Source organism: Actinomyces sp. zg328 (assembly GCF_009829635.1).
Classification (GTDB): Bacteria; Actinomycetota; Actinomycetes; order Actinomycetales; family Actinomycetaceae; genus Actinomyces; species Actinomyces marmotae.
The window spans coordinates 162,683-184,572 of the sequence record NZ_VWPE01000003.1; the positions used below are offsets into that span (position 1 = coordinate 162,683).

The window sequence follows — 21,890 nt, forward strand, 5'->3', positions numbered from 1 at the left end:
GGGAAGAATCCTTTGCTTACTGCTGGTAGTGCTGGAATGGGTGGATCGAGGGCGGAGAGGGCGGTCCCGCCCCCATCGGAGCGGAGGGGGCGACCAGCCTGAGCGTCATGCCATCACCGATGCTGAGCACGTCCCCCACGCTCAGAGGCGTGGGCAGGGCGGAGGCGATGAGAACCGCCGGGCAGCCGGGGCGGTGGAGGATCGTGCCGTTGGAGGAGCCCAGGTCCTGCGCGAGGACGGAGGAGCCGGCCGTGGTGATCCGCACGTGGGATCGGGAGACCATGTGGGAGGTCGAGGGGACGACGACGAGCGCCGCCCGCGCGCTGGCCGATTGGGGCGCCCTGCCGATCACGACCTCGCCGCCCGCGCGGACGAGGACGTCCTGCCCGGTGGACAGGCGCAGCAGGGCGAGGACGGGGCGGGCGTCGCGCACCATCGCCGTCGCCAGGGCCTCGGCCACGGCCGATGAGGGCAGGGTGTTGATCGCGTTGCCCGCCGGCGCCTCTCCCCCAGGGCCGGTCGCGGGGCTCCCCACGGACGCGCTGCCGGCGGTGGGCACCGAGGAGCCGCGGTGGCGGCGCCGGCCCGAGCCGGGCTCGGGCTCAGGGAAGGAAGCGCTCAGGTCGTAACTGCCCGAGTCATCCTCGGGGTCCGGCGCCGGCCCGGGCATCGCGGCCGTCGGGGGCCCGGCGTCCTCCTCCTCGGGCTCGACCCAGACGCCGGTGGCGGGCAGATCCTCGTCGTCGACGCCGTCGATCGCGTCCCAGGCCGAGGCCGGCCCATCGGGGGTCGGAGCGCCAGCGGCGACAGCCGCGGCCGGGGAGCCCGGGGGCGGGTCAGCGTCCTCCGTGCCGTCGCCCGCCTCGTCCTGGGCCACGAGCCGGTCGGGCTCATCGGGGTCGGGGGGCTCCTGCCCGGTGGAGATGGCGGCCTGGGCGGCGGCGCCCTTGACGGCGCCGGCGTCACCCTGGACCACGGGGCCGCCCAGGGCCGCCAGGACGGCCGCCGCCACGCGCTCGGGGGCCCCGGGGACCAGGAGTGCCGTGCCGAGCATCCCGACGATCACCTCGCCGCGCTCGGCCTCGGCCAGGGTCCCCGCCGAGCGGCCCTCGGGGGCATGTCCCTCATCATCCGGGGCCATCCGACGCACCTCCCCCTGACTGCTCGGGAGCCGTGACGACGCCGCCGAGCGACGGGCGCTCCACGAGATCGACGACCACCGCCGTGGCGTTGTCATGCCCGCCGTTTTCCAAGGCGGCGGCGACGAGGGCCTCGGCGGTGCGCTGCGGGGTGAGGCCGGCGTCCAGGATGAGGGCGAGTTCGTCGTCGTCGAGCTCGTCGCTCAGGCCATCGGAGCACACGAGGAAGCGCTCGCCCCCCGTGGCGGGCAGGAGGCGCGCGCTCGGGGTGAAGGGGCCCGCCAGCCCCCCGCCCAGGGCACGGGTGACGATGTTCTTGCGGAAGTCGCCGCGAGCGTCGGCCCGGCTGAGCTCACCGGACTCGATGAGCTCCTGGACCTTGGAGTGATCGGTGGTGACCTGGTGGAGCTCGCCATCGCGCAGGAGGTAGACGCGCGCGTCACCCAGGTTGAAGACCAGCCAGGCGGGGACGCCGTCGGGGTGGAGCAGGGCGATTCCGGCGACGGTCGCGCCGGGCCGGTGAGCGGCGGAGGAGGGCAGTGCGGCGACCTCCTCCCCGGCCTCCTCGATCGCCTCGATGACCTGGGCGGCGTCGCTGATGACGCTCCCGGCCAGGGCGGAGATCCGCTCCAGGGCGGTGCGGGCGGCCAGGCGCCCGGAGGAGTGCCCCCCCATGCCGTCGACGACGACGTACACGGGCTCCAGGGCCAGATAGCCATCCTCATTGGCGGTGCGCATGCGGCCGACATCGGTGGCGGCACCGACGATGGGGGCCCGGGACGCGCCGGCGACCGGCTCAGTGGTATCGCTCATCGGTTGGTCCCGCCCTCCTTGTTGCCGCGCTGGGGCTGACCATACCGTTGCTTCCGCCTCCCTATGGCCATCAGGGGTCCCTCAGGTAGGCTCGCAGCCGCAAGTGCCCCCCGGCACTCCGGGACCCTCGCCTCCCCCGGCGCGTCCCGGCCCTCGATCGCCGCTGAAGGACCTTCATGTCTCAGGCTCAGGACGAGCTCATCGCACGCGCTCAGGACCCCACGACCCCCTGGGCGGACCTGCACGAGCTCGCTCAGAACTACCCGGGACTGCGCCCGTACATCGCGCGCAATCCAAACACCTACCCGGACCTGCTGACCTGGCTGGGATCGCTGGGGGACCCCGCCATCGACGCCGCGCTGGCGTCCCGCCCCATCGCGGCCAGCCCCATCAGCCCCATCGATCCCGCCACCATGGGCGGCCCCAGCGCGCGGGCCATGCCCGGAACGATCGCGGTCCCGCCCCAGGCCCAGGGCGCGTCGGCGCAGCCCTCGGACCCCGCGTGGGCCGCGCAGCAGGCCGGCCCCCAGGCGTTCCAGCCCGCCTACCAGCAGGGCGCGCACGCGGTGGGCCAGCAGCCCTACGCGCAGGGCTACGACCAGCAGGCGCTCCTTCTCGGAGTCGGCGAGCCCGCGCCGCCGAACAAGGAGAGCCATCACCGCTCCAACCTGTTCCTGTGGTTCCTGACCCTGGTGGTCCTGGCCCTCGTCGGGGCGATCGCCTTCTGGGTCGCCACCGAGGACGACGACGCCACTAAGGCCAGCCGGGCGAGCACGGATCAGGCGGCGGCTTCGAGCCCCGCCCAGGACGGCGCGGCGCCGCCCCCCTCGACCGGCCCCTCGGCCAGCGCCTCGGCGAGCCCGACGAGCAAAAAGGCCTTCCCGGCGCCGTCGGACGCCACCGAGCTCGCAGCCTTCACGGCGCCGTCGGGCAATATCTCCTGCACCCTGACCGACTCGGGCGCGACCTGCACCATCAAGGAGCACTCCTTCTCCCAGGGCAATTGCGTATCCTCCCCCTACGAGGCCACCGTCAGCGGCAGCGATGCCACCGGCAGGTGCGCCACCTCCTTCTCCGGAGGGGGCGTCACGCTCAACTACGGCGCCTCGGCGATGCGCGGCGACTACGCCTGCACCTCCTCGGAGTCCGGGATCTCCTGCTGGAGCCAGGTGACCGGCAAGGGCTTCACGCTCTCGCGCGAGCGCGTCCAGAGCACCTCGAAGAACTGAGCCCGCGCGGCGCCGTCGGGGCTCGCGAGCCGCGCCCGCGTCTACCATCCACGCATGCCGTCCTACCGTCGAATCCTGCGCCAGCCCGGCGCGCTGCGCTTCTCCAGCGCCGCGCTCATCGCCCGGTTCCCGATGTCGATGCTGGGGATCTCCCTCATCCTCACCGTTGAGGCGGTTTACGGCTCCTACTCGGCGGCCGGCGCGGTCAGCGCGGCCTTCGTCGTCGCCTCGGCGATCGGCTCACCGCTTCTCGCGCGCCAGGTCGACGCCCGGGGCCAGGCCGCGGTCATGCGCCCGGCGCTGGCGGTCTCCGCGAGCGCGCTGGCGGCGCTCATCGGCTGCCTGTCGGCGCGCGCCCCACTGCCCGCGGTCCTCGCCCTGGCGGCGGTGGCGGGCGCCTTCACCGGGTCGATGGGTTCACTGGCCCGCTCGCGGTGGACCGTCGTGCTGTCCACCCCGCAGGACCTCCACACGGCCTTCTCCCTCGAGGCGGCACTCGATGAGGTCGCCTTCGTCATCGGCCCGCCGCTGGCCACCGCCCTGAGCACCGCGCCGGCGCTGCCCACCGCCTCGGGCGTCATCGCCTGCGCTCTGCTGCAGACCGGCGGTGGGGCCTGGCTGCTGTCCCAGAGGGCCACGGAACCCCCGGCACATCCCCGCCCCCGGCGCGGGCGGGGCAAGGACCGCGAGGGCGACGGCGCCCCGTCGGGCGCGGGCGCTCCCCGGACCCCGGTGCTCCGGCACGGGGCGGTCCTCGCGGTGATCACCGTGTTCATGCTCACCGGCGGGCTGTTCGGGGCGAACGACGTCGCCGCCGTCGCCGTGGCCAAGGAACTCGGGCACCCCTCCGCGGCCGGCGTCGTGCTCGCCGCCTGGTCGGTCGGCTCTCTCAGCGCGGCGCTCGCCTTCGGGGCGCGCGCCTGGGGGTGGCCGCTGTGGAAGCAGCTCCTGGCAGGCGTCACCGGGCTGGCCGTCGGGTGCTCGGCCCTGCCGCTGATGCCGGGCCTGGTGTCGATCGCCGTCGTCATGGCGCTCACCGGAATGGCGATCGCCCCCACGGTGACGATCGGCAACAACATCGTCCAGGTGACGGTGGCCCCCTCGCAGTTGACCGAGGGCCTGGCCTGGATCGGCACCGCGCTCAACATGGGGGTCTCCCTGGGCTCCCTCGTGGCGGGCCAGGCGATCGATCGCACCGGCTCCCATGGCGGGTATCTCCTCGTGGCGGGCTTCGCCTGGATGGGGGTCCTCGCTACCATCGTCGGGCTGCCGACACTGCGATCAGCCAAGGCGAGAACCGATTTGGAGAACCCGGCATGACATCAGCCTCTGACGGGGCCCAGGCGCGAGGAGCCGCGCGCGAGCGCGCGCTGGAGACCGCCCTCGGCTCACCCGCCCTCCTCATCCTGGGCTGCGTGGGCCTGCTGCTCATCCCCGTCCACCAACTGTGGAACGACCTGGTGCCCTCGTTCAAGCTCGACGCATGGATCTACTACCACGCCGTGGCGCAGTGGCATGCCGGCGGCTCCCTCTACGACTGGTACGCCGACCCCGGGCGGCAGTTGTGGCCCTTCACCTACCCGCCCTTCGCCGCATGGGCCTTCACCCCTCTGCTGCTCATCACCGATCGCGCCGCACAGATCCTGCTCACAGCACTGACGCCCTGGGCGGCGGCCCTCACCGGCTGGGCGGGCCTGCGCTGCCTGGGAGCGCGCGGGAGGGCGGCCCGCACCGGCGGGGTGTGGCTCGCGGTGGCGGGCTGCCTGGTGGCCGAGCCGCTGGACAAGACCATGGAGTACGGGCAGATCAACGCGATCCTCATGATGCTCGTCGCGCTCGACCTGCTCGTGGTGCCCGTCAGTTCGCGCTGGCGCGGGGTGGGCAGCGCCGTGGCCGCGGTCATCAAGCTCACCCCGGCGATCGCGATCCTCGTCTTCGTCGTGCGCCGCGAGTGGCGGGCGGCGGCGACGATGGCCGTCACGGCCGCCGGGCTGACGGCGGCGGCGTGGGTGGCCTCGCCCCAGGAGTCGATGCGATTCTTCGGCCAGGCCATGCTCGACCCCTCGCGCGCGGGGCTCCCCGACTACTCGGGCAATCAGAGCCTGCGCGGGCTCGTGGCCCGGGCCCTGCCGGAGGGGATGTGGGGTCCTGCGTGGGCGGGGCTCGCGCTCCTGGTGATGATCGGCGCCGTGCTCCTGGCCAGGGCCCTGGGACGGGGCGCCTCCGCCTCGGACGGCCTGATCCTGCTGCTCCAGACCGACGTGGTGATGACCTGCGGGCTGCTCATCTCCCCCATCAGCTGGTCGCACCACTGGGTGTGGTGCCTGCCGCTGCTCATGGGACTCGGCGTCGCCTCCTGGCGCTGGCGCTCGCCCGCCCTCATGACGGCGACGGCGTCCGGCGGACTCGTCTTCGCCCTGGCCATGCACTGGTGGTTCCCCGAGCAGAATCACGTGGAGCAGGACTGGCCGTGGTGGGCGGGGCCATTGGGCTCCTCCTACACGCTGTGGGCGCTCGCCGCCGGGGCCGCGCTGTGGGTCTGCGCCCCGCGCGGCGCGCGCGACCCGGGCGCCGGCGCGCCGGAGGGCGAAGGCGCGCCGGGGTAGCGGCGCCCGTAAAATCAGCGAGATGCCGCTCTTCGATATCGCCCGCGCCGTGGAGGACCAGTTCCACCGCGACGTCATCCCCGTGCTCAAGCGCCGCGGCTGGCGCCCACGCGTGGTCGCCTATGACGGCTACGGAACCAGCGCAGACCAGCCCGACGGCGCCGATATGGCACGCGTGCTGGCTCGGATGGTGCTGCGGCCCGTGGACGCCCCCACCGAGGGCCCGTTATTCCGCTCCCTGCCGGAGAGGCGCCCGGCCTCGGCGGCGGAGGTGATCGACAACGCCCGCATCTCCCTGGCGGACGCGCAGCGGGGCTGGCGCCTGTTCATCGACGCGCCGGTGCCCTTCCTCCCGGTGACGATCACGGTGGGCGGCGCCCGGATCCGCACACGGGCGGATCGCGAGGGGTACATCGACGTCGTCGTGCGCGGGCACGGACTGGGCCCGGGATGGCATGACGCGGTGATCGACGCCGCCGGCGCGGGACGGTCCAGCGCGCGAGTGCTCGTGGTGGGCCCGGAGCCGACCCTGGGGATCATCTCCGACATCGATGACACGGCGATGATCTCGCACGTGCCGCGCATCCTCGTGGCCGCGTGGAACCAACTGGTCAAGTACTCCTCGGCGCGCGAGCCGGTGCCCGGGATGGCCCGGCTGTACCGGCGCGTCCAGCAGGCCCATCAGGGGGCGCCGGTGTTCTACGTGTCCACGGGCGCGTGGAACGTCATGCCGACGTTGCGCGCCTTCTTCGCCCGCCATGGCTTCCCCGAGGGGCCCGCACTCATGACCGACTGGGGACCGACGAACACCGGGTGGTTTCGCAGCGGCATCGAGCACAAGCGCACCGAGCTGCGCCGCCTCATGATCGATCTTCCCCAGGTGCGCTGGCTGCTCGTGGGCGACGACGGCCAGCACGACCCCCTCATCTACGGCGAGGTGGCCCGTGAGCACGCGGATCGCGTGGCCGCGGTGGCGATTCGCCGGCTCAGCGCCACCGAGCAGGTACTCGCCGGGGGCATCACCGCTCATCCCATGGGCATCGGGCCGGCGGCCCAGACGCTCGCGGAGGCGGATGTCCCGGTGGTCACGGGGACCAATGGCTTCGAGCTGGCCTCCCGCCTGCCCACTGCGATCGGTGGCGGGACAGCCGGAGGATGAGGCGATCCCGAGCCGACGGCCGGACCGCTCAGCCAGATGTCGCATCCCTGGCGCCGCGCCGGACCCGGAGCACGGATCACCACCGCCGAGCGGCACAGGGCAGGAGGAGCGCGCGCCCACCCGATCCGACCGCGCGAGAGGGCGGGGCTGGCGCGCCTCGCCCCGGCGCCGGCGGACCGCTAGGCTGGGCGCCGCGGTCCGGGCATGACGCGCCCGCCGCGCACTTCTAGGAGGCACGCATGAGCAAGCTCCCCTTCGTCCTCGGCCTCGGCGCCGGGTACGTCCTGGGCACCCGGGCGGGCCGCGCCCAGTACGAGCGCATCAAGGCGACCGCCCGGGGCGTCGCCGAGCAGCCCTTCGTCCGCACCCGGGTCGACGCCGCCCAGGCGAGAGTCGCGCAGGCCGTGCGCCAGCAGGGCGAGGCCGTCACCGACAAGGTCGCCGACGCCGTCAAGGAGCGCCTTTTCGGCGCCCCCGCCTCCCCGGCCCCGGCGAAGGGCTCGGAGCCGGCCGCGGTCGCCGTCGACGACGCCACAATCCGCCCCATCAAGTAGCGCCGCGCGGCGCCCACTTCCCCACGCGGCCCCGGTGAGAGCCCCGGCCCTTAGAGGTCCTCGGGGGCGAGGGGCTCGCGGTCGCGCCGTCCCCGGGAGGACCCGCCGCCCGCGCTCGCCCGCCGGGCGCCATCTCCCCTGACGCGCAGACCCATGAGCCCGCGGCGCCATCCGATCGCGGGGCCGCTCGGAAGCGCCCACTTCAGGGGCCTCTCCCCCCGGGCGCGCCGCCGCATCTCGCGGTCCCCCACCACGGGCAACTGCCAAGAGCGCCAGTAGGCGAGCAGGCACATGCCCGCCCCCACGAGCGTGGCCACGAGAATGCCCCAGCTCTCGTGGAAGCCTACGCGCACCATCACCACATCGGTGAGCGCCGCCAGGAGCGCCGGGATCGCGTAGAGCTTGTTGCCGCCGAAGACCGCCGGCGTCTCACCCACGGACACGTCGCGGATCATGGAGCCGCCCACCGCCGTCAGGCAGCCCAGGAGCAGCGCCGGCATCACGCCCAGCCCGTTCGCCAGGGCCTTGGTGGCGCCCGTGGCCGCCCACACCCCCAGGACGACGGCGTCGGCCACCACGAGGAAGCGGCGAGCCGGGCGGGAGGTGAAGGGGACGAGCCAGGCGATCATCGCGCCGGCGCAGGCGGCGTAGAGGTAGTAGGGGTCCGTCAGGGCGAAGGGCGGGCCGTTCTGGATCATAACGTCGCGCAGGATGCCGCCGGCGGTCGCCGTGAGGATCGCCAGGACCACGAAGCCCACGAGGTCGAAGTTCTTGCGGCGGGCGATGAGCGCCCCCAGGATCCCGTTGAGCAGCACACCGGACAGGTCGATGGCGCGGAAGGTGACGGGCAGGGCGCCGAGCGCCGTGATCTGCACGGGATGAAGCGCGATGGGGAGGCAGACCACTGACAGCACGGCCACACGATAGAGGATGCGCGGCGGTGAGGGCCCGCACGGGGCGGGGACTCACCGGGCCAGCGCCATCCCGCCCGGGGTAGGCGGCGGGGGCCGAGCCGGGGCGCGCCCGCGAGGCCTCGCGCCCAGCAGGGCCGCCCACAGCATCAGGCTCACCGAAACCGCCGCTGGCGGGCACGACCGGCCAGGGGGGAGGATCGGGCGCGTGCCGTCACAGCCCTCCCCGCCCCCGCAGCCCTCCCGGCCCTCGCCGCCAGCGCCGCCAGTGCCGCCAGTGCCGCCAGTGCCGCGGCGCTCGGCCACGGGCTCGCGCTACGCCCCGCCCCAGGACCTGTCCACGTACGCGTGGCTGTCCATCGGGGCGGCCCTGGCCACCATCGCCCTGAAGTCCTGGGCGGCATGGGTGACCGGATCGGCCGGGCTCCTCTCGGACGCGGCGGAGTCGCTCGTCAACCTGGTGGCGGCGGTGGTGGCCCTGTGGGTGCTCAAGGTCTCGATCCGCCCGGCCGACGAGGACCACCAGTTCGGCCACTCCAAGGCGGAGTACTTTTCCGCGGTGGTCGAGGGCGTCATGATCTTCGTCGCGGCGGCCCTCATCATCGTCACGGCGGCCGAGCGGATCATCCGCCCGGTCATGCCCGAGAGGCTGGGGCTGGGCCTGGGGGTCTCCGTGATCGCCTCGGTCATCAACGGCGGGGTCGCCTGGGTCCTGCATCGAGCGGGGCGCGCCGAGCGCTCGGCCGCGCTCATCGCCGACGCCAAGCACCTGGCCACCGATGTCATCACCTCCGCGGCCGTGCTCATCGGCGTGGGGATCGTGGCGCTCACCGGCTCGCCGGTGCTCGACGCCCTCGTGGCCCTGGGGGCGGGCCTCAACATCATGTGGACGGGCTTCAAGCTCATCAACGAGTCGGTGGGCGGGCTCATGGACGCCGCCCCCGCCGCCGAGGCGATCGCCCGGGTGGAGGAAGTGCTGGGCACCCGCCGCGAACCCGGCCGCATCGACTTCCACGCCATGCGCATCCGCGAGGCAGGAAATCGCCGTTTCATGGATCTCCACGTGCTCGTGCCCGACGCCTGGACGGTCAAGCAGGGGCACGACTTCGCCGAGGACCTTATCGATGACCTGGTCCGCGCGGATCCGGGCCTGCGGGTCTCCGCCCACCTCGAGCCGATCGGCGATCCGAAGAGTTACGAGGACCTCGACGACGTCTGACCGCCCGCGCGCCCGGGACCGGGGTCCTCGCCGCCGGGGATCGCACCGGCGAGGCGCGAAGCCAGACACGCTCCGGCGCAGCATGGGATCGCGAGATGGAGCGCCGCGTGCCACACTCGTGCCATGAACCCAGCAGTTCTATCCGTGACCGCTCCGTCCCTGCGCCATCACACCGCGCCACACACCGCCCCCTGGCGCGACCTCGACCACATCGGGGTCGAGATCTGCCTGGAGAACGTGGCGGGCGTGCGGCGCGCGGTCCGCGCGGGGGCGGATCGCGCCGAGTTATGCGACAACGTCACCGTTGGAGGCACCACGCCCTCGATCGGCGCTGTCGAGGCCGCCATCCTGGCCGCAGCCGAGGAGGTCGAGGCCAAGCGCCAGCGCATCGGCGCGCACTGGGCCTCCTCGAAGGACGGCGCCCCCTTCGGCCTGCGCGTCATGATTCGCCCCCGGGGAGGCAGCTTCGTCTACGACGGCGACGGCAGGCGCGCGATGATCGCGGACGTGCGCAGGATCGCCGCCCTGGCGCGGGAGATGAGCGAGTACACCCGGCCCGTGCCCACCTCCAACCCGGCCCAGCCGCTGCCCCCGGCCGTGGACCTGGGGATCGTCGTCGGCGGCCTGACGGACGACGGCACCGTCGACCGCGGCCTCATCCGCCTCCTCAAGGACCTCGCCGACGGCGCCACCCTGACCTTCCACCGGGCCATCGACGCCAGCCGCGACCCCCTGGAGGCCTACCGCGACCTGGGCCAACTCGGCGTCGACTACGTGCTCACCAGTGGCGCGGCGGACACCGCCCTCGACGGGGCGCGGATGATCGCCGCGATGGTGGCCGAGGAGGGGCCGACGGTCATCGCCACCGGCATGGTGCGCAGCGACAACGTCGCCGAGGTCATCGAGGCCACGGGCGCCGGGGAGATCCACCTGCGCTGCTCCTTCCCGGGCCTGCCCCCGCACCTGCCCCAGAACACCGACGAGGAGCAGGTGCGCGAGATCGTCAAGGTGGCGCGCGCCCTTCCGGTCCCGGGCCGGCCGGGCCGCTCAGAGGGCTGAGGGGCCCGGCCGGCTCTCACCGGCCCGGCGCTCAGCCCTCCAGGCCGCCCCGCACGCGCGCCGCGGCGTCCACGAGGTTCCGCAACGAGGTCGTGGTCTCCGCGTAACCGCGGGTCTTGAGTCCGCAGTCGGGGTTGACCCAGACGCTCCCGGCGCCCAGGGCGTCGACGGCGCGGCCGACGAGTTCGGCGCACTCCTCGGTGCTGGGCACGCGCGGGGAGTGGATGTCCCACACGCCCGGGCCGAGCTGGCGGGCGAAGCCGTGCTCGGCGACCGCCGGGAGGATGTCCATCCTGGAGCGGGAGGCCTCAATGGAGGTGACGTCGGCGTCCAAGTGGTCGACGGCGTCGATGACCACGTCGAACTCCGAGTAGCACAGGTGGGTGTGGATCTGGGTGGCGCTGGCCGCCCCGCCGGTGGCCAGGCGGAAGGAGCCGACGGACCACTCCAGGTAGGCGGGCTGATCGGCGCGGCGCAGCGGCAGGGTCTCGCGGATGGCCGGCTCATCGACCTGGATGACGCCGATGCCCGCGGCCTCCAGGTCGGCCACCTCGGCGCGTAGGGCCAGCCCCAGCTGGTCGGCCACCTCAGCGCGCGGCAGGTCGTCGCGGACGAAGGACCAGGCCATGATCGTCACGGGTCCGGTGAGCATGCCCTTGAGAGGCCTGTCGGTGAGCGACTGGGCGTAGGAGGACCAGGCGACCGTCATCGGCGCCGGCCGGGCGACGTCGCCCCACAGGATCGAGGGCCGGGTGCAGCGCGAGCCGTAGGACTGGACCCAGCCGTGCTCGGTGGTGGCGAAGCCGTCGAGCAGCTCGGCGAAGTACTGGACCATGTCATTGCGCTCGGCCTCGCCGTGGACGAGCACGTCCAGGCCGATCTCCTCCTGGAGGCGCACCACGCGCTCGATTTCGGCCCTCATCTGGGCCCCGTAGCCGGCGGCGTCGAGCTCTCCCCCGCGGTGGGCGGCGCGGGCGGCGCGGATCTCCGGGGTCTGGGGGAAGGAGCCGATGGTCGTGGTGGGCAGGAGCGGCAGGCCCAGGCGGGCGTCCTGAAGCGGCTTGCGCTCGGCGTAGGGCGGGCGCGCCCGGTCGGCGGGGGTGATGGCGCTGACGGCGTCGCGCACCTCGGCGCGCCGCACCCCGGGGTGGGCGGCCCGCTGGGCACGCAGGCTCGCGTCACGGGCGAGCTCGTCGGCGATGGCGTCCCGGCCCTCGGCCAGGCCCCGCGCGAGGGTGAGGACCTCCCCCACCTTCTGGTCGGCGAAAGCCAGCCAGGAGCGGATGGCCGGGTCGAGGCGGGCCTCGCGCTCGACGTCATGCGGGACGTGCTGCAGGGATGTGGAGGTGGCCACGGTCAGGGGCGCGCCCTGGGGCAGGGCGTCACGCAGGCGCTCAAGGGTGGTCAGCGCGGCCTCAAGGTCCGTTCGCCAGATGTTGCGGCCGGAGACCACCCCGGCGACGACGCTCTTGCCGCCCAGAGCCGCCAGGTCCTCGTCCCGCGGCAGCGCCCCGGCCACGAGGTCCAGGCCCACGGCCTCGATCCCGGTGGCCCCCAGCACGGGCAGGGCGTCGCCGAGCGAGCCGTAGGCGCCGGTGACGAGGACCCGCGGACGCTCGACGATGGCGGCGATCCAGGCGTAAGCCCGGTGGACGGCGGCCAGGACCTCCTCGCGGGGCACGCCCCAGGTGTCGGCGACGAGGGCGGGCTCGTCGATCTGGACCCACTGCGCCCCGGCGGCCCACAGGTCGGCCAGGAGGTGGCCGTAGGCGCCCAGGAGGTCGTCCAGGCGGTCGATCGGCCGGAATCCGGGGGCCGCGCCGTCGGCGGGCTTGGAGGCGAGCAGGTAGGTGACCGGGCCGACGATGACCGGCCGCGGATCCGGCTCGCCCGCGGCGAGGGCCTCCAGGACCTGAGCGGCGGGCCCGTCCGTGGGGTCAATGGCGCCGAATCCGGGGGCGTAGTCGAAGACGGTGGACTCGTCGATCTCGGGGACGAGGTAGTGGTAGTTCGAGTCCATCCACTTCGTCATCTCCTGCGCCGCGAGGTCTCCCTGGCCGCGCGCCACCGTGAAATGACCCTCAAGGCCCAGGCCGGGGTGCCCTTGCCCGGCGCCGCCGCGCAGGTGGGCGAAGCGGGCGGGCACGGCGCCCAGGGCGCTCGTGACCTGGAGGACCTGGTCGTAGTAGGCGAAGTCGGCGGGGACGGCGGCCGGCCCTGACAGCCCCAGGCCGCGCAGGCGCTCACGGGTGGCGCGGCGCAGCCCCGCGGCGGCGGCGCGCAGCTCATCGGCGCTGGTGGCGCCCTTCCAGTAGGACTCGACGGCGCGCTTGAGCTCGCGGTCGGGGCCGATGCGCGGGTAGCCGAGGATGGTGGCGGCGGGCAGGGGGGTGGAGGGGGCGGGCGCGGTTGTGGCGGCTGGCGTGGTCGGGCTAGTCGGGGTAGTCGGGGTAGTCATGGTCGTCGCTTTCGTCATCGAGGTTCAGGGGCGCGCAGGACCGGCGTGAGCCGGCTCGGGCATTCGACGATCACCGCCGGGCGTGGCGTTGAGGTAGGCGCGGAGCACGTCGCGCTGCATGGCGGCCGAGGCGCGCTCGCCGCCGAGGATGCCGCCCAGCCGCAGCTGGCTGACGACGTCGAGGGCGGGGCGGGTGCGGTTGAAGGTGTAGAGGTGGATGCCGGGGGCGCCACCGTCGAGGACCTCGGTGGCCAGCCTGAGGGTGGCGTCGATCCCTCGCGTGACGGCCTGGGCCCCCCGGGCGGGCTTGAGGCTGGCGGCGAGCCCCGCGGGGATGGGCACGCCGGTCAGGGCGGCCAGGCGGGAGAGCCGGGCGAGGTCGGTCATCGGCAGGATGCCGGGAAGCAGGGGCATGGAGACGCCGCAGTAGGTGGCGGCGCGGGCGAGCGAGAGGTAGTCCTCGGGATCATAGAAGACCTGGGTGATGGCCAGGTCCGCGCCGGCGGCCTGCTTGGCGGCGAGGACCTCAACGCCGCGCCCGTGGTCGAGCACCGCCGGGTAGGCGGCGACGGCGATCGTGAGGTGGCGCTCGCCGTCGTCGAAGTACTCGGCCTCGACCTCCCGGATGACGCGCACGAGGTCCTCGGCGTGGGCGAGCTCGCCGGGCAGTTCGTCGGCGTCGTGCCCGCGGGGAGGATCGCCGCGCAGGGCCAGGAAGCGGCGCACGCCCAGGGCCAGGAAGAGGCGGACGATCTCCACGACGTCGCGCTTGCGGTAGCCGATACAGGTCAGGTGCGCCATGAGCGGGGTGCGGGAGCGCGCCAGCACGTGGGTGACGACGTCCTCGGCGGGGTTGTGCTCGCGGATGACCCGCACGGCGGGATCGGCGGGACGGGCTCCCAGCACGAAGGTCGGCCGGTAGGTGACGGAGACGAAGTCCGGGGCGGTGGCCAGCAGCCGGTCCAGGGCGCTCCAGGTCTGAGAGGAAGCGGCGCCGGCGCGGGGCGGGAAGAGCTCGAGGGAGAGCGTGGGCGCCCCGTGCGGGGCGGGGGCCGAATCGTCTGGGGTGGTCGACATGTCTTCTCCATCGGTCCTGGCGGAAGCACCCTCAGGGGTTGCTGCGACGTCGTTGAGCCAGGTCTCTCAATCGCTCTGGATGGGTATTCGCATCCTGCCAGAGCCCAGCGGGGACCGGCCCCCGGGTCCGTTTTCTGAGACGCGGCGTCATGTTGCGGGAATCTGTGAGGGCCGTGCCGCGTCGGCAGTCACGCTTCGAGCGCAATCGGCGGATCTCCCCCTGTGGGGGGATGGTCGGGGCGACGGCACTGCCTTACCTTGGTGCCCATGTCTGATCAGCGCATCGAGGCGCGCATCGATACCGCCAGGGGCATCGGCCTCGCGGTTGAACTCGTGCTGCCCGCCGGGGTCCCCGACCTCGATCCCGACGATGGGCAGCGGGTGGTGGGCACCGGTGGCGCGATCCCCGGGCGCCCCGAGGCCATCGTCATCCTCGCCCATGACTTCCTCGCCGACCGCCACGGGCCCGGGCACAGCCTCGACCGGATGGCCGCCGCGTACAGGGAGGCTGGCCTGGCGACGCTCCAGTTCGATTTCTCGGGCCTGGGCGCCTCCGACGACGACGTCATCACCCTGGCCGGTGAGGTCGCCGATCTCCAGGCGCTGTGCGGGTGGCTCGCCCAACTGGGCTACGCGCGCCAGGGGATCCACGGGCATGGCCTGGGGGCCACGGCGGCGCTCGTCGCCAGGCCGGAGCAGGTGCGCACGGCGGTGGCCGTTGGCGCGATCGTCGGCCCGCAGTCGATCCTGTGGGAGGAGGTCTTCTCCCCCAGCCAGCTCGACGAGCTCGACAAGCACGGCATGACCCGCCTGCCGGATGACAACCCCAATGACCGCGCCTGGGATGTCCTGACCAAGGAGACCCTGGCGGACGTGTCGATGCAGCGCCCCGACGACGTCATGGAGGGCCTGCCCTGGCCGATCCTCATGGTGCACGGCGCGCGGGTCGAGGAGTCCTCCGACGCCGCCGACGAGGCCGCCAAGGGCTTCCCCCTCTTGCCCGACGGCTCGCGCATGCTTCAGATCCACTCCTCGGGCGAGGAGGCCGATGCCGAGCTCGCTCGCGCCGCGGTGGACTGGATGGCCCTGCGCCTGCGCTAGCCCCTCACAGCGCCTCCCCCCGGCGCCCACGCCACGGGCTCCTCCGGCGCCCCGGCGGGGAGGCGCCGGGCGCGCGCCACCGCCCTGCCCGACGAGGCGGGTGGCGAGGGGATCTTCCCGACCGTCCGCCCCTGCCCGCCGCATGGGGGACAATGGGCGGCCTATGGATACCACCAGTGCTGCCGGCGACGCCGGTGAGGGCCACGGGCGCCAGCAGGGGCGCCGCGATCGCCGCGACTCGGGAGGACGGCGAGAGGACGGGGGCCGTCGGGGGCGCCGCCCCGCCCAGCAGCGGGACGGGCATGTCCGCCGGCCCAGCGGGAGTCGCCAGGGCAGGCGCCCCCGGCCGGGTTTCACCGCGGATCAGCTCTCCGAGCGCGCGGCCTCCGTCCCGGAGATCGTCTACCCCGATGAACTGCCCGTCACCGCCCGCCGCGCTGAGATCGCCGAGGCGATCCAGCGCAACCAGGTGGTCATCGTGGCCGGGGAGACCGGGAGCGGCAAGACCACGCAGATCCCCAAGATCTGCCTGGAGCTCGGCCGCGGCATCACCGGGATGATCGGCCACACCCAGCCCCGTCGCATCGCCGCCCGCTCCGTGGCCGAGCGCATCGCGGACGAACTAGGCACCCGCGTCTCCTCCGAGGGGATCGTCGGCTACCAGGTGCGCTTCACCGAGGAGGTCGGGGCGCGCACCCTCATCAAGCTCATGACCGACGGCATCCTCCTGGCGGAGATCCAGTCCGACCCCATGCTCAACCGCTACGACACGATCATCGTGGACGAGGCCCATGAGCGCAGCCTCAACATCGACTTCATCCTGGGCTACCTCGCCCGGCTCCTGCCGAGCCGCCCGGACCTCAAGGTCATCATCACCTCGGCCACCATCGACTCTGCGCGCTTCGCCGAGCACTTCGGCACCAAGACCCCGCGCCCCGACGGCGCCGAGCCCGATGGCGCCGCCCCCGCCGCGCGCGTGCCCGCCCCGGTCATCGAGGTCACGGGCCGCACCTACCCCGTCGAGATCCGCTACCGGCCCCTGAGCGCGGACGAGCCCGATGACGGCGCGGACGAGCCCGATGACGGCGCGGACGAGCCCGATGGCGCCGACCGCGCCCCCCGGGCCGGGCGCGCCAAGCGGCCGGGGCCCACCCCCCGGGAGGACCGCGACCAGGTCACCGGCATCCTCGACGCCGTCGACGAGCTCCTGGCCACCGGCCCCGGGGACATCCTCGTCTTCCTCGCGGGCGAGCGGGACATCCGGGACACCGAATCGGCCCTGGCTGATCACCTCGGACCGCGCCTCGCCGTCGACGGGCGCTCACGGCTGCCCGGAGGGGTCGAAGTGGTGCCCCTGTACTCGCGCCTGAGCGCCGCCGAGCAGCACCGCGTCTTCGAGCCGCATTCAACGCGCCGGATCGTCCTGGCCACGAATGTCGCCGAGACCTCGCTGACGGTGCCCGGCATCCGCTACGTCATCGACCCGGGCCTGGCCCGCATCTCGCGCTACTCCAACCGCACGAAGGTCCAACGCCTGCCCATCGAGCCGATCAGCCAGGCCAGCGCCAACCAGCGCTCGGGGCGCTGCGGGCGCCTGGCCGACGGCGTCGCCATCCGCCTCTACTCCGAGGCCGATTTCAACTCCCGCCCCCAGTACACCGAGCCGGAGATCCTGCGCACCTCGCTGGCCAGCGTCATCCTGCAGATGGCGGCCCTGGGGCTGGGCGCGGTGGGGGACTTCCCCTTCATCGACGCCCCGGACCGCCGGGCCGTGCGCGACGGCATCGCCTTGCTCGCCGAGATCGGCGCGATCCACCCCGACGGCGCCACCAGCGCCGCCGGGCCGCGACTGACCGCCGTCGGGCGCCGCCTGGCGCGCCTGCCGATCGACCCGCGCCTGGGGCGGATGCTCCTGGAGGCCGGCGAGCTCGGCTGCGCCGGGGAGGTGCTCGTCATCGTCGCCGCCCTATCCATCCAGGATGTCCGCGAGCGCCCGGCGGACAAGCAGGAGGCTTCCGACGCCCTGCACCGCCGCTTTGCCGACCCCACGAGCGATTTCCTGACCTACCTCAACCTGTGGCGCTACCTGCGCACGCAGTCCCGGGAGTTGTCCGGCTCGGCGTTCCGGCGCATGTGCCGCGCCGAGTTCCTGCACTACCTGCGGATCCGCGAGTGGCAGGACGTCCACGCCCAACTGCGGCAGATGTCGCGGCAGTTGGGGCTCAGCGCCTCCCCCGTCGAGTTGCCGACTGCGCGCGCCATCCGCGCCGCCGGGGAGGCCCTGGAGCCCGGCTCGCACGCCGCCCAGATCGCCCACGGGGATGTGGCGGCCGCCGTCGTGGCGCTCGGCCGCAGCGCCGACACCCCCGACGCCGACGCCATCCACCGCTCCCTGCTGGTGGGACTGCTGTCCAATGTGGGCAACTGGGATGAGCGGCGCCGCGAGTACGCCGGGGCGAGGGGCACGCGCTTCACGATCTGGCCCGGCTCGGGGCTGCGCCGCAAGACCTACGACTGGGTGATGACGGCGGAGTTGGTGGAGACCTCCCGGCTCTTCGCGCGCACCGTGGCGAGGATCGATGAGCGGTGGATCGAGGAGGCGGCCGAGCGGGCGGGCCTGCTGCGCCGCGTCTACGGCGAGCCCTACTGGTCCACTCGCCACGGGGCCGCGATGGTCCACGAGAGGGTGATGCTCTACGGGATGACGCTCGTGGCGGACCGCCCCTCCACGCTGGCGTCGGTGGGCACGGAGTCGGCGCGGCAGGTGGCCCGGGAGATGTTCATCCGCTCCGGGCTCGTCGAGGGCGGCTGGCACGCCCGGCACGGCTTCGTGGAGCGCAACCGGGAGCTGCGCGAGGAGCTGGAGGATGTGGAGCGGCGGCGCCGCGTGCACGGCCTGCTGGCCGGTGACGAGGCGCTGTTCGACTTCTACGACGACCGCCTGCCCGAGGAGGTCCATGGCGCCGCCGACTTCGACGCCTGGTGGAAGCGGGAGCGGGGCCGCCACCCGGACCTGCTGGACTTCACGCGAGAGTTGCTGCTCCCCGGCGATGACGACGCCACGGGCTACCCGGACACCTGGACGCAGGGGGACCTGACCCTGGGCCTGGAGTACGTCTTCGAGCCGGGGCGCCATGATGACGGCGTCACCGTGCGGGTGCCGATCGAGGTGCTGGGGCGCCTGGAGCCGACCGGCTTCGACTGGCTCGTGCCGGGGATGCGCCCCGAGCTCGTGGTGGCCACGATCCGAGCGCTCCCCAAGCGGGTGCGCCGCCAACTCGTCCCCGCCCCGGATGTGGGCGCGCAGGCGTGGGCGGTCCTGCGGGAGGAATACCCGACGCCGCCGGGGGCCTCCTGCCCGGACACTCCCTTCGAGGAGGCCTTCGCTCAGGTGGTGGGGCGTCTGCGCGGGGTGGAGATCAGCGACGACGACTGGGCCGAGGCCGCTGAGCGCCTGCCCGATCACCTGTCGATCGCCTTCGTGGCGCTTGACTCGCGAGGGAAGGTCCTGGGGCGCGGCAAGGATCTCGTGGCGCTGCGGAGGCGGTTGTCGGGGCGCACCGAGGAGGCCGTGCGCTCGGCGGTGCGCGGGGCGCTCGCCCAGGCGATGGAGGAGGCGCGGGCCCGCTCCGGCGGGGGCGGCGGATCACGAGGCCCCGGAGCGGGGAAGGCGGGGCGGGGCCGGCAGGCCCCCGGGCGGCTCGGCCAACGCGGTCACAGGGCCGGCGCCGATCCCACGGGTGCGGCGGGCCCGGTTGGCCCGAAGGCGGGCGGCGCCGGGTCCGCCGGCATGAGCGCGGGGCTGGCCGAGCGGGCGGGCCTGGAGGAGTGGCCGAGCGGCCTGGCCGGACTCATCGGCCCGGATTCCTCCACGATACCCATCACGGTGGAGTCCACCGGCACGGCCGGGCTCGTCGTGCGGGGCTACCCGGCCCTGGTGGCCAGTGGTGGCGCGGCCCGGCTGCGCCCCGGCGGGGCCGGCGGGGGCGTGACCCCCGGCAAGCCCACGGCCCCCACCGCGGATCTGACGATCCTGTCCGACGCCGTCGCCCAGGGCCGGGAGCACCCCGCCGGTGTGATCGCGCTGGCACAGGCGCGCGTGGCGCTGCCGACGGGCCGGATCACGAGCCGCTGGAGCGGCAGGGAGTCGCTGACGCTCGCGGCGAGCCCTTACCGGTCCACCGAGGCGCTGGTGGCCGACCTCCAGCTGGCGGCGGCGCGCGCCGTCGCCGAGCGGTGGGCCTCCGGCACTGGCCGGGGACTCGCCGAGGTGCGCGAGAAGGCCGCTTTCGATGAGCTCGCGGGGGCGATGCGCGAGGGCCTGGAGGATGAGGTCCACCGGATCGCTCTCATCGTGGTGCGCGCGCTGGAGGCCCAGCGGGAGGTTCAGGACGCGGTGGACGCCCATGCCTCGCTCGCGCTGCTGACCACGCTGCAGGAGGTGCGCGAGCAGGCCGCCGCGCTCATCGCCGATGGGTTCATCACCGCCACGCCCACCGGCCGGTTGCGCCACCTGCCCAGGTACCTGAAGGCGCTGGCGATGAGGGTGGAGCGGGCGGCCTCCTCGCCGTCGGCGGCGGCGCAGGACGCGGCCCTGGCCTACCAGGCGCGCGAGGCCCTGGCGGGTGTCGAGCGGGCGCGTGAGCGGGCTGCGGCGCTCCCGCCGGACGCGGCGCGCGAGGCGGCGCTGGCCGAGGCGCGGTGGATGGTGGAGGAGTTGCGGGTGAGCCTGTTCGCCCAGACGCTGGGGACCTCCCAGAAGGTCAGCCCCCAGCGCATCTCCAAGCTCCTCGCCACCATCTAACCCCACCGCCCATCACCCCTCCCTATCAGCGAGACCGGTCGAAAATAGGAGCGAGACCGGTTCCGGGACCGGTCTCGCTCCTATTTTCGACCGGTCTCGCTGGAGGGGGCGGGCTGGCGTTAGGCCGGCCGCAGGCCCTCGGCGTCCAGCGCCGCCCGGGCCCGGCCCCAACGACGGTCGTCGCGGAAGGTGAGCCAGAGGGAATCGAGCCCCCGATCGACGACGGCGGCGTAGAAGGCCTCCGGCCCACGCTCGGCGCCGCGCCTCAGGGCCCGGGCGTTGATGATCTCCTCCTCGGACCGGCCCCCGGCCAGATGTGCGATGAAAGCGCGCCGATCGGACCACGCGGTTCCCGGATCGCTCTCATCGAGGTGGAGCCAGCGGTGCCCGGGCGCGATCCCGAGCGCCGCATCACCCTCGACGGGCGGGGTGATCGGCCCCGCCCAGTCCCGACCGGCCCGGGCGGCGAGGATCGAGGCTGGCCAGACGACGCCGGTGTCCAGGTCCAGCCAGACGCCGTCGCGCTGCCCCGCGGCGGCGATGGAGGTCACCAGGGCTCCCAGGCGCAGCGGCAGGGGCGAGCCGGCGGGGCGCTCTTGACGCAGCCGGGCCATGATCAGCTCGGCGAGGACGTCGTCGCCGGGCCATCCGCGCAGCCCGAGCTGGGTGATGGCGGAGAGCATCGCGGCGGTCATGGGCTCGCGCAGCGCGTAGCCGGGCCCGTCACTGGAGCGCCAGGCGCCCGCCAGACAGGCTCCGACCTGCTGGAGGGCGTGGCGGCAGTCGGCGCCGGTGATGGCGGACACGAGCGAGGGGATATCGCGCCTGGCCCGGGCCCTGCGCACCGCGCCGACGTCGACGGGCTCGGCCACGGGAGCGCCGAACTCCTCCAGGAACTCCAGGTGCCGGGGGCGGCCCCGCTCGCCGCGCGCGTCCCGCGGATCCCGACGCCCCTCACATCCCGGGTGGTCCCAGCGATCCGGGGCCCCGGCGCGCTCGGCGGCCCTGCGGGCGCGGCGGCTCGGTCCCGATTCGAGGGCCTCGGGTGCGGGCCGCGCCCCGCCGGCCCCACCGCCCTCATCATCGACGCGGCGGCTCCCCGCGCCCCGGTGGCGCTCGGCGTCGGGGCGGGTCCGGCCGTACTGATCCGGCAGGTCGCCCCAGCCGCGGATCGGCTGCGGGCCGGTGATCCTGGGGCCGATGAGCCGCTCGACGCTGATCTTGTCGGTGATGGCGCAGCGGTAGACCCACCGGTCGGACAGGTCGAAGACGTAGCGCATCGTGTCCCCGCGCTCCAGGAGCGGCTTGACCTGGGTGGTGCCGGGCAGGACGCGGTCGAGGATGGGACCGCCGGTGGCGGCGCGGGCCGCGAGGTCGCGCTGGGCGACGTCGTCGATGATGCGAGTGCCATCCGCGAGGGTGAACTCGTGGTGGTGGGCCCGATCCCAGCGGGCGAAGGCGAGGTCGATGGCGTGGGCGAGCTCGGCGAAGGTGGTCGACGGCGGCGCGATAAGGTCGCGCCCAGGGGGCGGGTCGAGGTCAATGCCGCGACCGCCCAGGAGCTCCACGGTGATGACCTGCCAGCGTCTCGCCATGGTCCCGATGCTGCCATAGCCTCGCGGAGCGCGCATGGGCCCCAACCTGGGAAAATCCTGGGGGCCGCGCCGGTGCGACCCACTCAGGGTCCACCCACCTGCGGCGGGTCCCGGACAGCCGGCGGACGTGTCGCAGACCACGATTCCGCGATGCGCGGGCGGGGAG

15 protein-coding genes and 1 riboswitch are annotated in these 21,890 nt (G+C 74.0%); of the genes, 9 read left to right on the forward strand and 6 right to left on the reverse strand.

Features of this window, described 5'->3' with window-relative positions; all coding sequences use genetic code 11:
- Window positions 1-16 precede the first annotated feature (16 nt).
- Both GVV75_RS03200 and GVV75_RS03205 read right to left on the reverse strand, forming a co-directional pair.
- Complete coding sequence (locus tag GVV75_RS03200; protein ID WP_235925215.1) at window positions 17-1,141, reverse strand: FHA domain-containing protein; 1,125 nt, start codon at window positions 1,139-1,141, stop codon at window positions 17-19.
- Window positions 1,128-1,952, reverse strand: a complete 825-nt coding sequence (locus tag GVV75_RS03205) for a PP2C family protein-serine/threonine phosphatase (RefSeq protein ID WP_159522772.1) — start codon at window positions 1,950-1,952, stop codon at window positions 1,128-1,130. Before GVV75_RS03205 ends, GVV75_RS03200 begins: the two co-directional genes overlap by 14 nt.
- Window positions 1,953-2,128: 176 nt before the next feature.
- Between GVV75_RS03205 and GVV75_RS03210 the strand changes: the two genes are divergently transcribed.
- The 5 genes from GVV75_RS03210 to GVV75_RS03230 all read left to right on the forward strand — a co-directional run bounded on the left by GVV75_RS03210 (window position 2,129) and on the right by GVV75_RS03230 (window position 7,500).
- Complete coding sequence (locus GVV75_RS03210; protein ID WP_159717659.1) at window positions 2,129-3,181, forward strand: variant leucine-rich repeat-containing protein; 1,053 nt, start codon at window positions 2,129-2,131, stop codon at window positions 3,179-3,181.
- A gap of 54 nt (window positions 3,182-3,235) precedes the next feature.
- Entirely contained in the window at window positions 3,236-4,501 is a 1,266-nt protein-coding gene (locus GVV75_RS03215; RefSeq protein WP_159522768.1) for an MFS transporter, read from the forward strand.
- Window positions 4,498-5,787 carry a glycosyltransferase 87 family protein gene (locus GVV75_RS03220; RefSeq protein WP_159717661.1) on the forward strand — a complete coding sequence of 430 codons (1,290 nt, stop codon included), beginning with the start codon at window positions 4,498-4,500 and terminating at the stop codon, window positions 5,785-5,787. The genes GVV75_RS03215 and GVV75_RS03220 overlap by 4 nt, the downstream gene beginning before the upstream one ends.
- Before the next feature lie 22 nt (window positions 5,788-5,809).
- Window positions 5,810-6,946 carry an App1 family protein gene (locus GVV75_RS03225; RefSeq protein WP_159522764.1) on the forward strand — a complete coding sequence of 379 codons (1,137 nt, stop codon included), beginning with the start codon at window positions 5,810-5,812 and terminating at the stop codon, window positions 6,944-6,946.
- 239 nt (window positions 6,947-7,185) lie between these two features.
- Complete coding sequence (locus GVV75_RS03230) at window positions 7,186-7,500, forward strand: YtxH domain-containing protein (RefSeq protein WP_159522762.1); 315 nt, start codon at window positions 7,186-7,188, stop codon at window positions 7,498-7,500.
- A 50-nt stretch (window positions 7,501-7,550) separates the two neighbouring features.
- On the opposite strand, the gene GVV75_RS03235 is transcribed toward GVV75_RS03230, so the two are convergent.
- Window positions 7,551-8,411 carry a trimeric intracellular cation channel family protein gene (locus GVV75_RS03235; RefSeq protein ID WP_442858359.1) on the reverse strand — a complete coding sequence of 287 codons (861 nt, stop codon included), beginning with the start codon at window positions 8,409-8,411 and terminating at the stop codon, window positions 7,551-7,553.
- Window positions 8,412-8,697: 286 nt separating this feature from the next.
- Between GVV75_RS03235 and GVV75_RS03240 the strand changes: the two genes are divergently transcribed.
- Window positions 8,698-9,630 carry a cation diffusion facilitator family transporter gene (locus tag GVV75_RS03240; protein WP_159813512.1) on the forward strand — a complete coding sequence of 311 codons (933 nt, stop codon included), beginning with the start codon at window positions 8,698-8,700 and terminating at the stop codon, window positions 9,628-9,630.
- Window positions 9,631-9,753: 123 nt separating this feature from the next.
- The gene (locus GVV75_RS03245) at window positions 9,754-10,689 is read left to right on the forward strand and encodes a copper homeostasis protein CutC (protein ID WP_175993993.1); all 936 of its coding nucleotides are present in this window, start codon (window positions 9,754-9,756) and stop codon (window positions 10,687-10,689) included.
- A 31-nt stretch (window positions 10,690-10,720) separates the two neighbouring features.
- On the opposite strand, the gene metE is transcribed toward GVV75_RS03245, so the two are convergent.
- Complete coding sequence (gene metE / locus GVV75_RS03250; RefSeq protein WP_159813444.1) at window positions 10,721-13,147, reverse strand: 5-methyltetrahydropteroyltriglutamate--homocysteine S-methyltransferase; 2,427 nt, start codon at window positions 13,145-13,147, stop codon at window positions 10,721-10,723.
- Between the two features lie 24 nt (window positions 13,148-13,171).
- Window positions 13,172-14,224: a methylenetetrahydrofolate reductase gene (locus tag GVV75_RS03255; RefSeq protein WP_159813446.1), complete on the reverse strand. Its 1,053-nt coding sequence runs from the start codon at window positions 14,222-14,224 to the stop codon at window positions 13,172-13,174.
- Window positions 14,225-14,228: 4 nt separating this feature from the next.
- Window positions 14,229-14,310: riboswitch (SAM riboswitch) on the reverse strand.
- Between the two features lie 181 nt (window positions 14,311-14,491).
- Here GVV75_RS03255 and GVV75_RS03260 point away from each other — a divergent pair.
- Together GVV75_RS03260 and hrpA are read left to right on the forward strand one after the other, a co-directional pair.
- Window positions 14,492-15,325: an alpha/beta hydrolase family protein gene (locus GVV75_RS03260; RefSeq protein ID WP_159624560.1), complete on the forward strand. Its 834-nt coding sequence runs from the start codon at window positions 14,492-14,494 to the stop codon at window positions 15,323-15,325.
- A gap of 163 nt (window positions 15,326-15,488) precedes the next feature.
- Window positions 15,489-20,129, forward strand: coding sequence for an ATP-dependent RNA helicase HrpA (gene hrpA / locus GVV75_RS03265; RefSeq protein ID WP_159813448.1), 4,641 nt, complete (start codon window positions 15,489-15,491; stop codon window positions 20,127-20,129).
- Between the two features lie 119 nt (window positions 20,130-20,248).
- Here the strand turns inward: hrpA and GVV75_RS03270 are convergent, their stop codons facing one another.
- The gene (locus tag GVV75_RS03270; protein WP_159813450.1) at window positions 20,249-21,724 is read right to left on the reverse strand and encodes an IS1096 element passenger TnpR family protein; all 1,476 of its coding nucleotides are present in this window, start codon (window positions 21,722-21,724) and stop codon (window positions 20,249-20,251) included.
- Window positions 21,725-21,890 lie beyond the last annotated feature (166 nt).

Coding starts and splice junctions, on each gene's coding strand:
- metE (WP_159813444.1), bottom strand. CDS start 13,147: ATGACTACCCCGACTACCCCGACTAGCCCGACCACGCCAGCCGCCACA.
- GVV75_RS03210 (WP_159717659.1), top strand. CDS start 2,129: ATGTCTCAGGCTCAGGACGAGCTCATCGCACGCGCTCAGGACCCCACG.
- GVV75_RS03260 (WP_159624560.1), top strand. CDS start 14,492: ATGTCTGATCAGCGCATCGAGGCGCGCATCGATACCGCCAGGGGCATC.
- GVV75_RS03205 (WP_159522772.1), bottom strand. CDS start 1,952: ATGAGCGATACCACTGAGCCGGTCGCCGGCGCGTCCCGGGCCCCCATC.
- GVV75_RS03255 (WP_159813446.1), bottom strand. CDS start 14,224: ATGTCGACCACCCCAGACGATTCGGCCCCCGCCCCGCACGGGGCGCCC.
- GVV75_RS03215 (WP_159522768.1), top strand. CDS start 3,236: ATGCCGTCCTACCGTCGAATCCTGCGCCAGCCCGGCGCGCTGCGCTTC.
- GVV75_RS03225 (WP_159522764.1), top strand. CDS start 5,810: ATGCCGCTCTTCGATATCGCCCGCGCCGTGGAGGACCAGTTCCACCGC.
- hrpA (WP_159813448.1), top strand. CDS start 15,489: ATGGATACCACCAGTGCTGCCGGCGACGCCGGTGAGGGCCACGGGCGC.
- GVV75_RS03270 (WP_159813450.1), bottom strand. CDS start 21,724: ATGGCGAGACGCTGGCAGGTCATCACCGTGGAGCTCCTGGGCGGTCGC.
- GVV75_RS03245 (WP_175993993.1), top strand. CDS start 9,754: ATGAACCCAGCAGTTCTATCCGTGACCGCTCCGTCCCTGCGCCATCAC.
- GVV75_RS03230 (WP_159522762.1), top strand. CDS start 7,186: ATGAGCAAGCTCCCCTTCGTCCTCGGCCTCGGCGCCGGGTACGTCCTG.
- GVV75_RS03220 (WP_159717661.1), top strand. CDS start 4,498: ATGACATCAGCCTCTGACGGGGCCCAGGCGCGAGGAGCCGCGCGCGAG.
- GVV75_RS03200 (WP_235925215.1), bottom strand. CDS start 1,141: ATGGCCCCGGATGATGAGGGACATGCCCCCGAGGGCCGCTCGGCGGGG.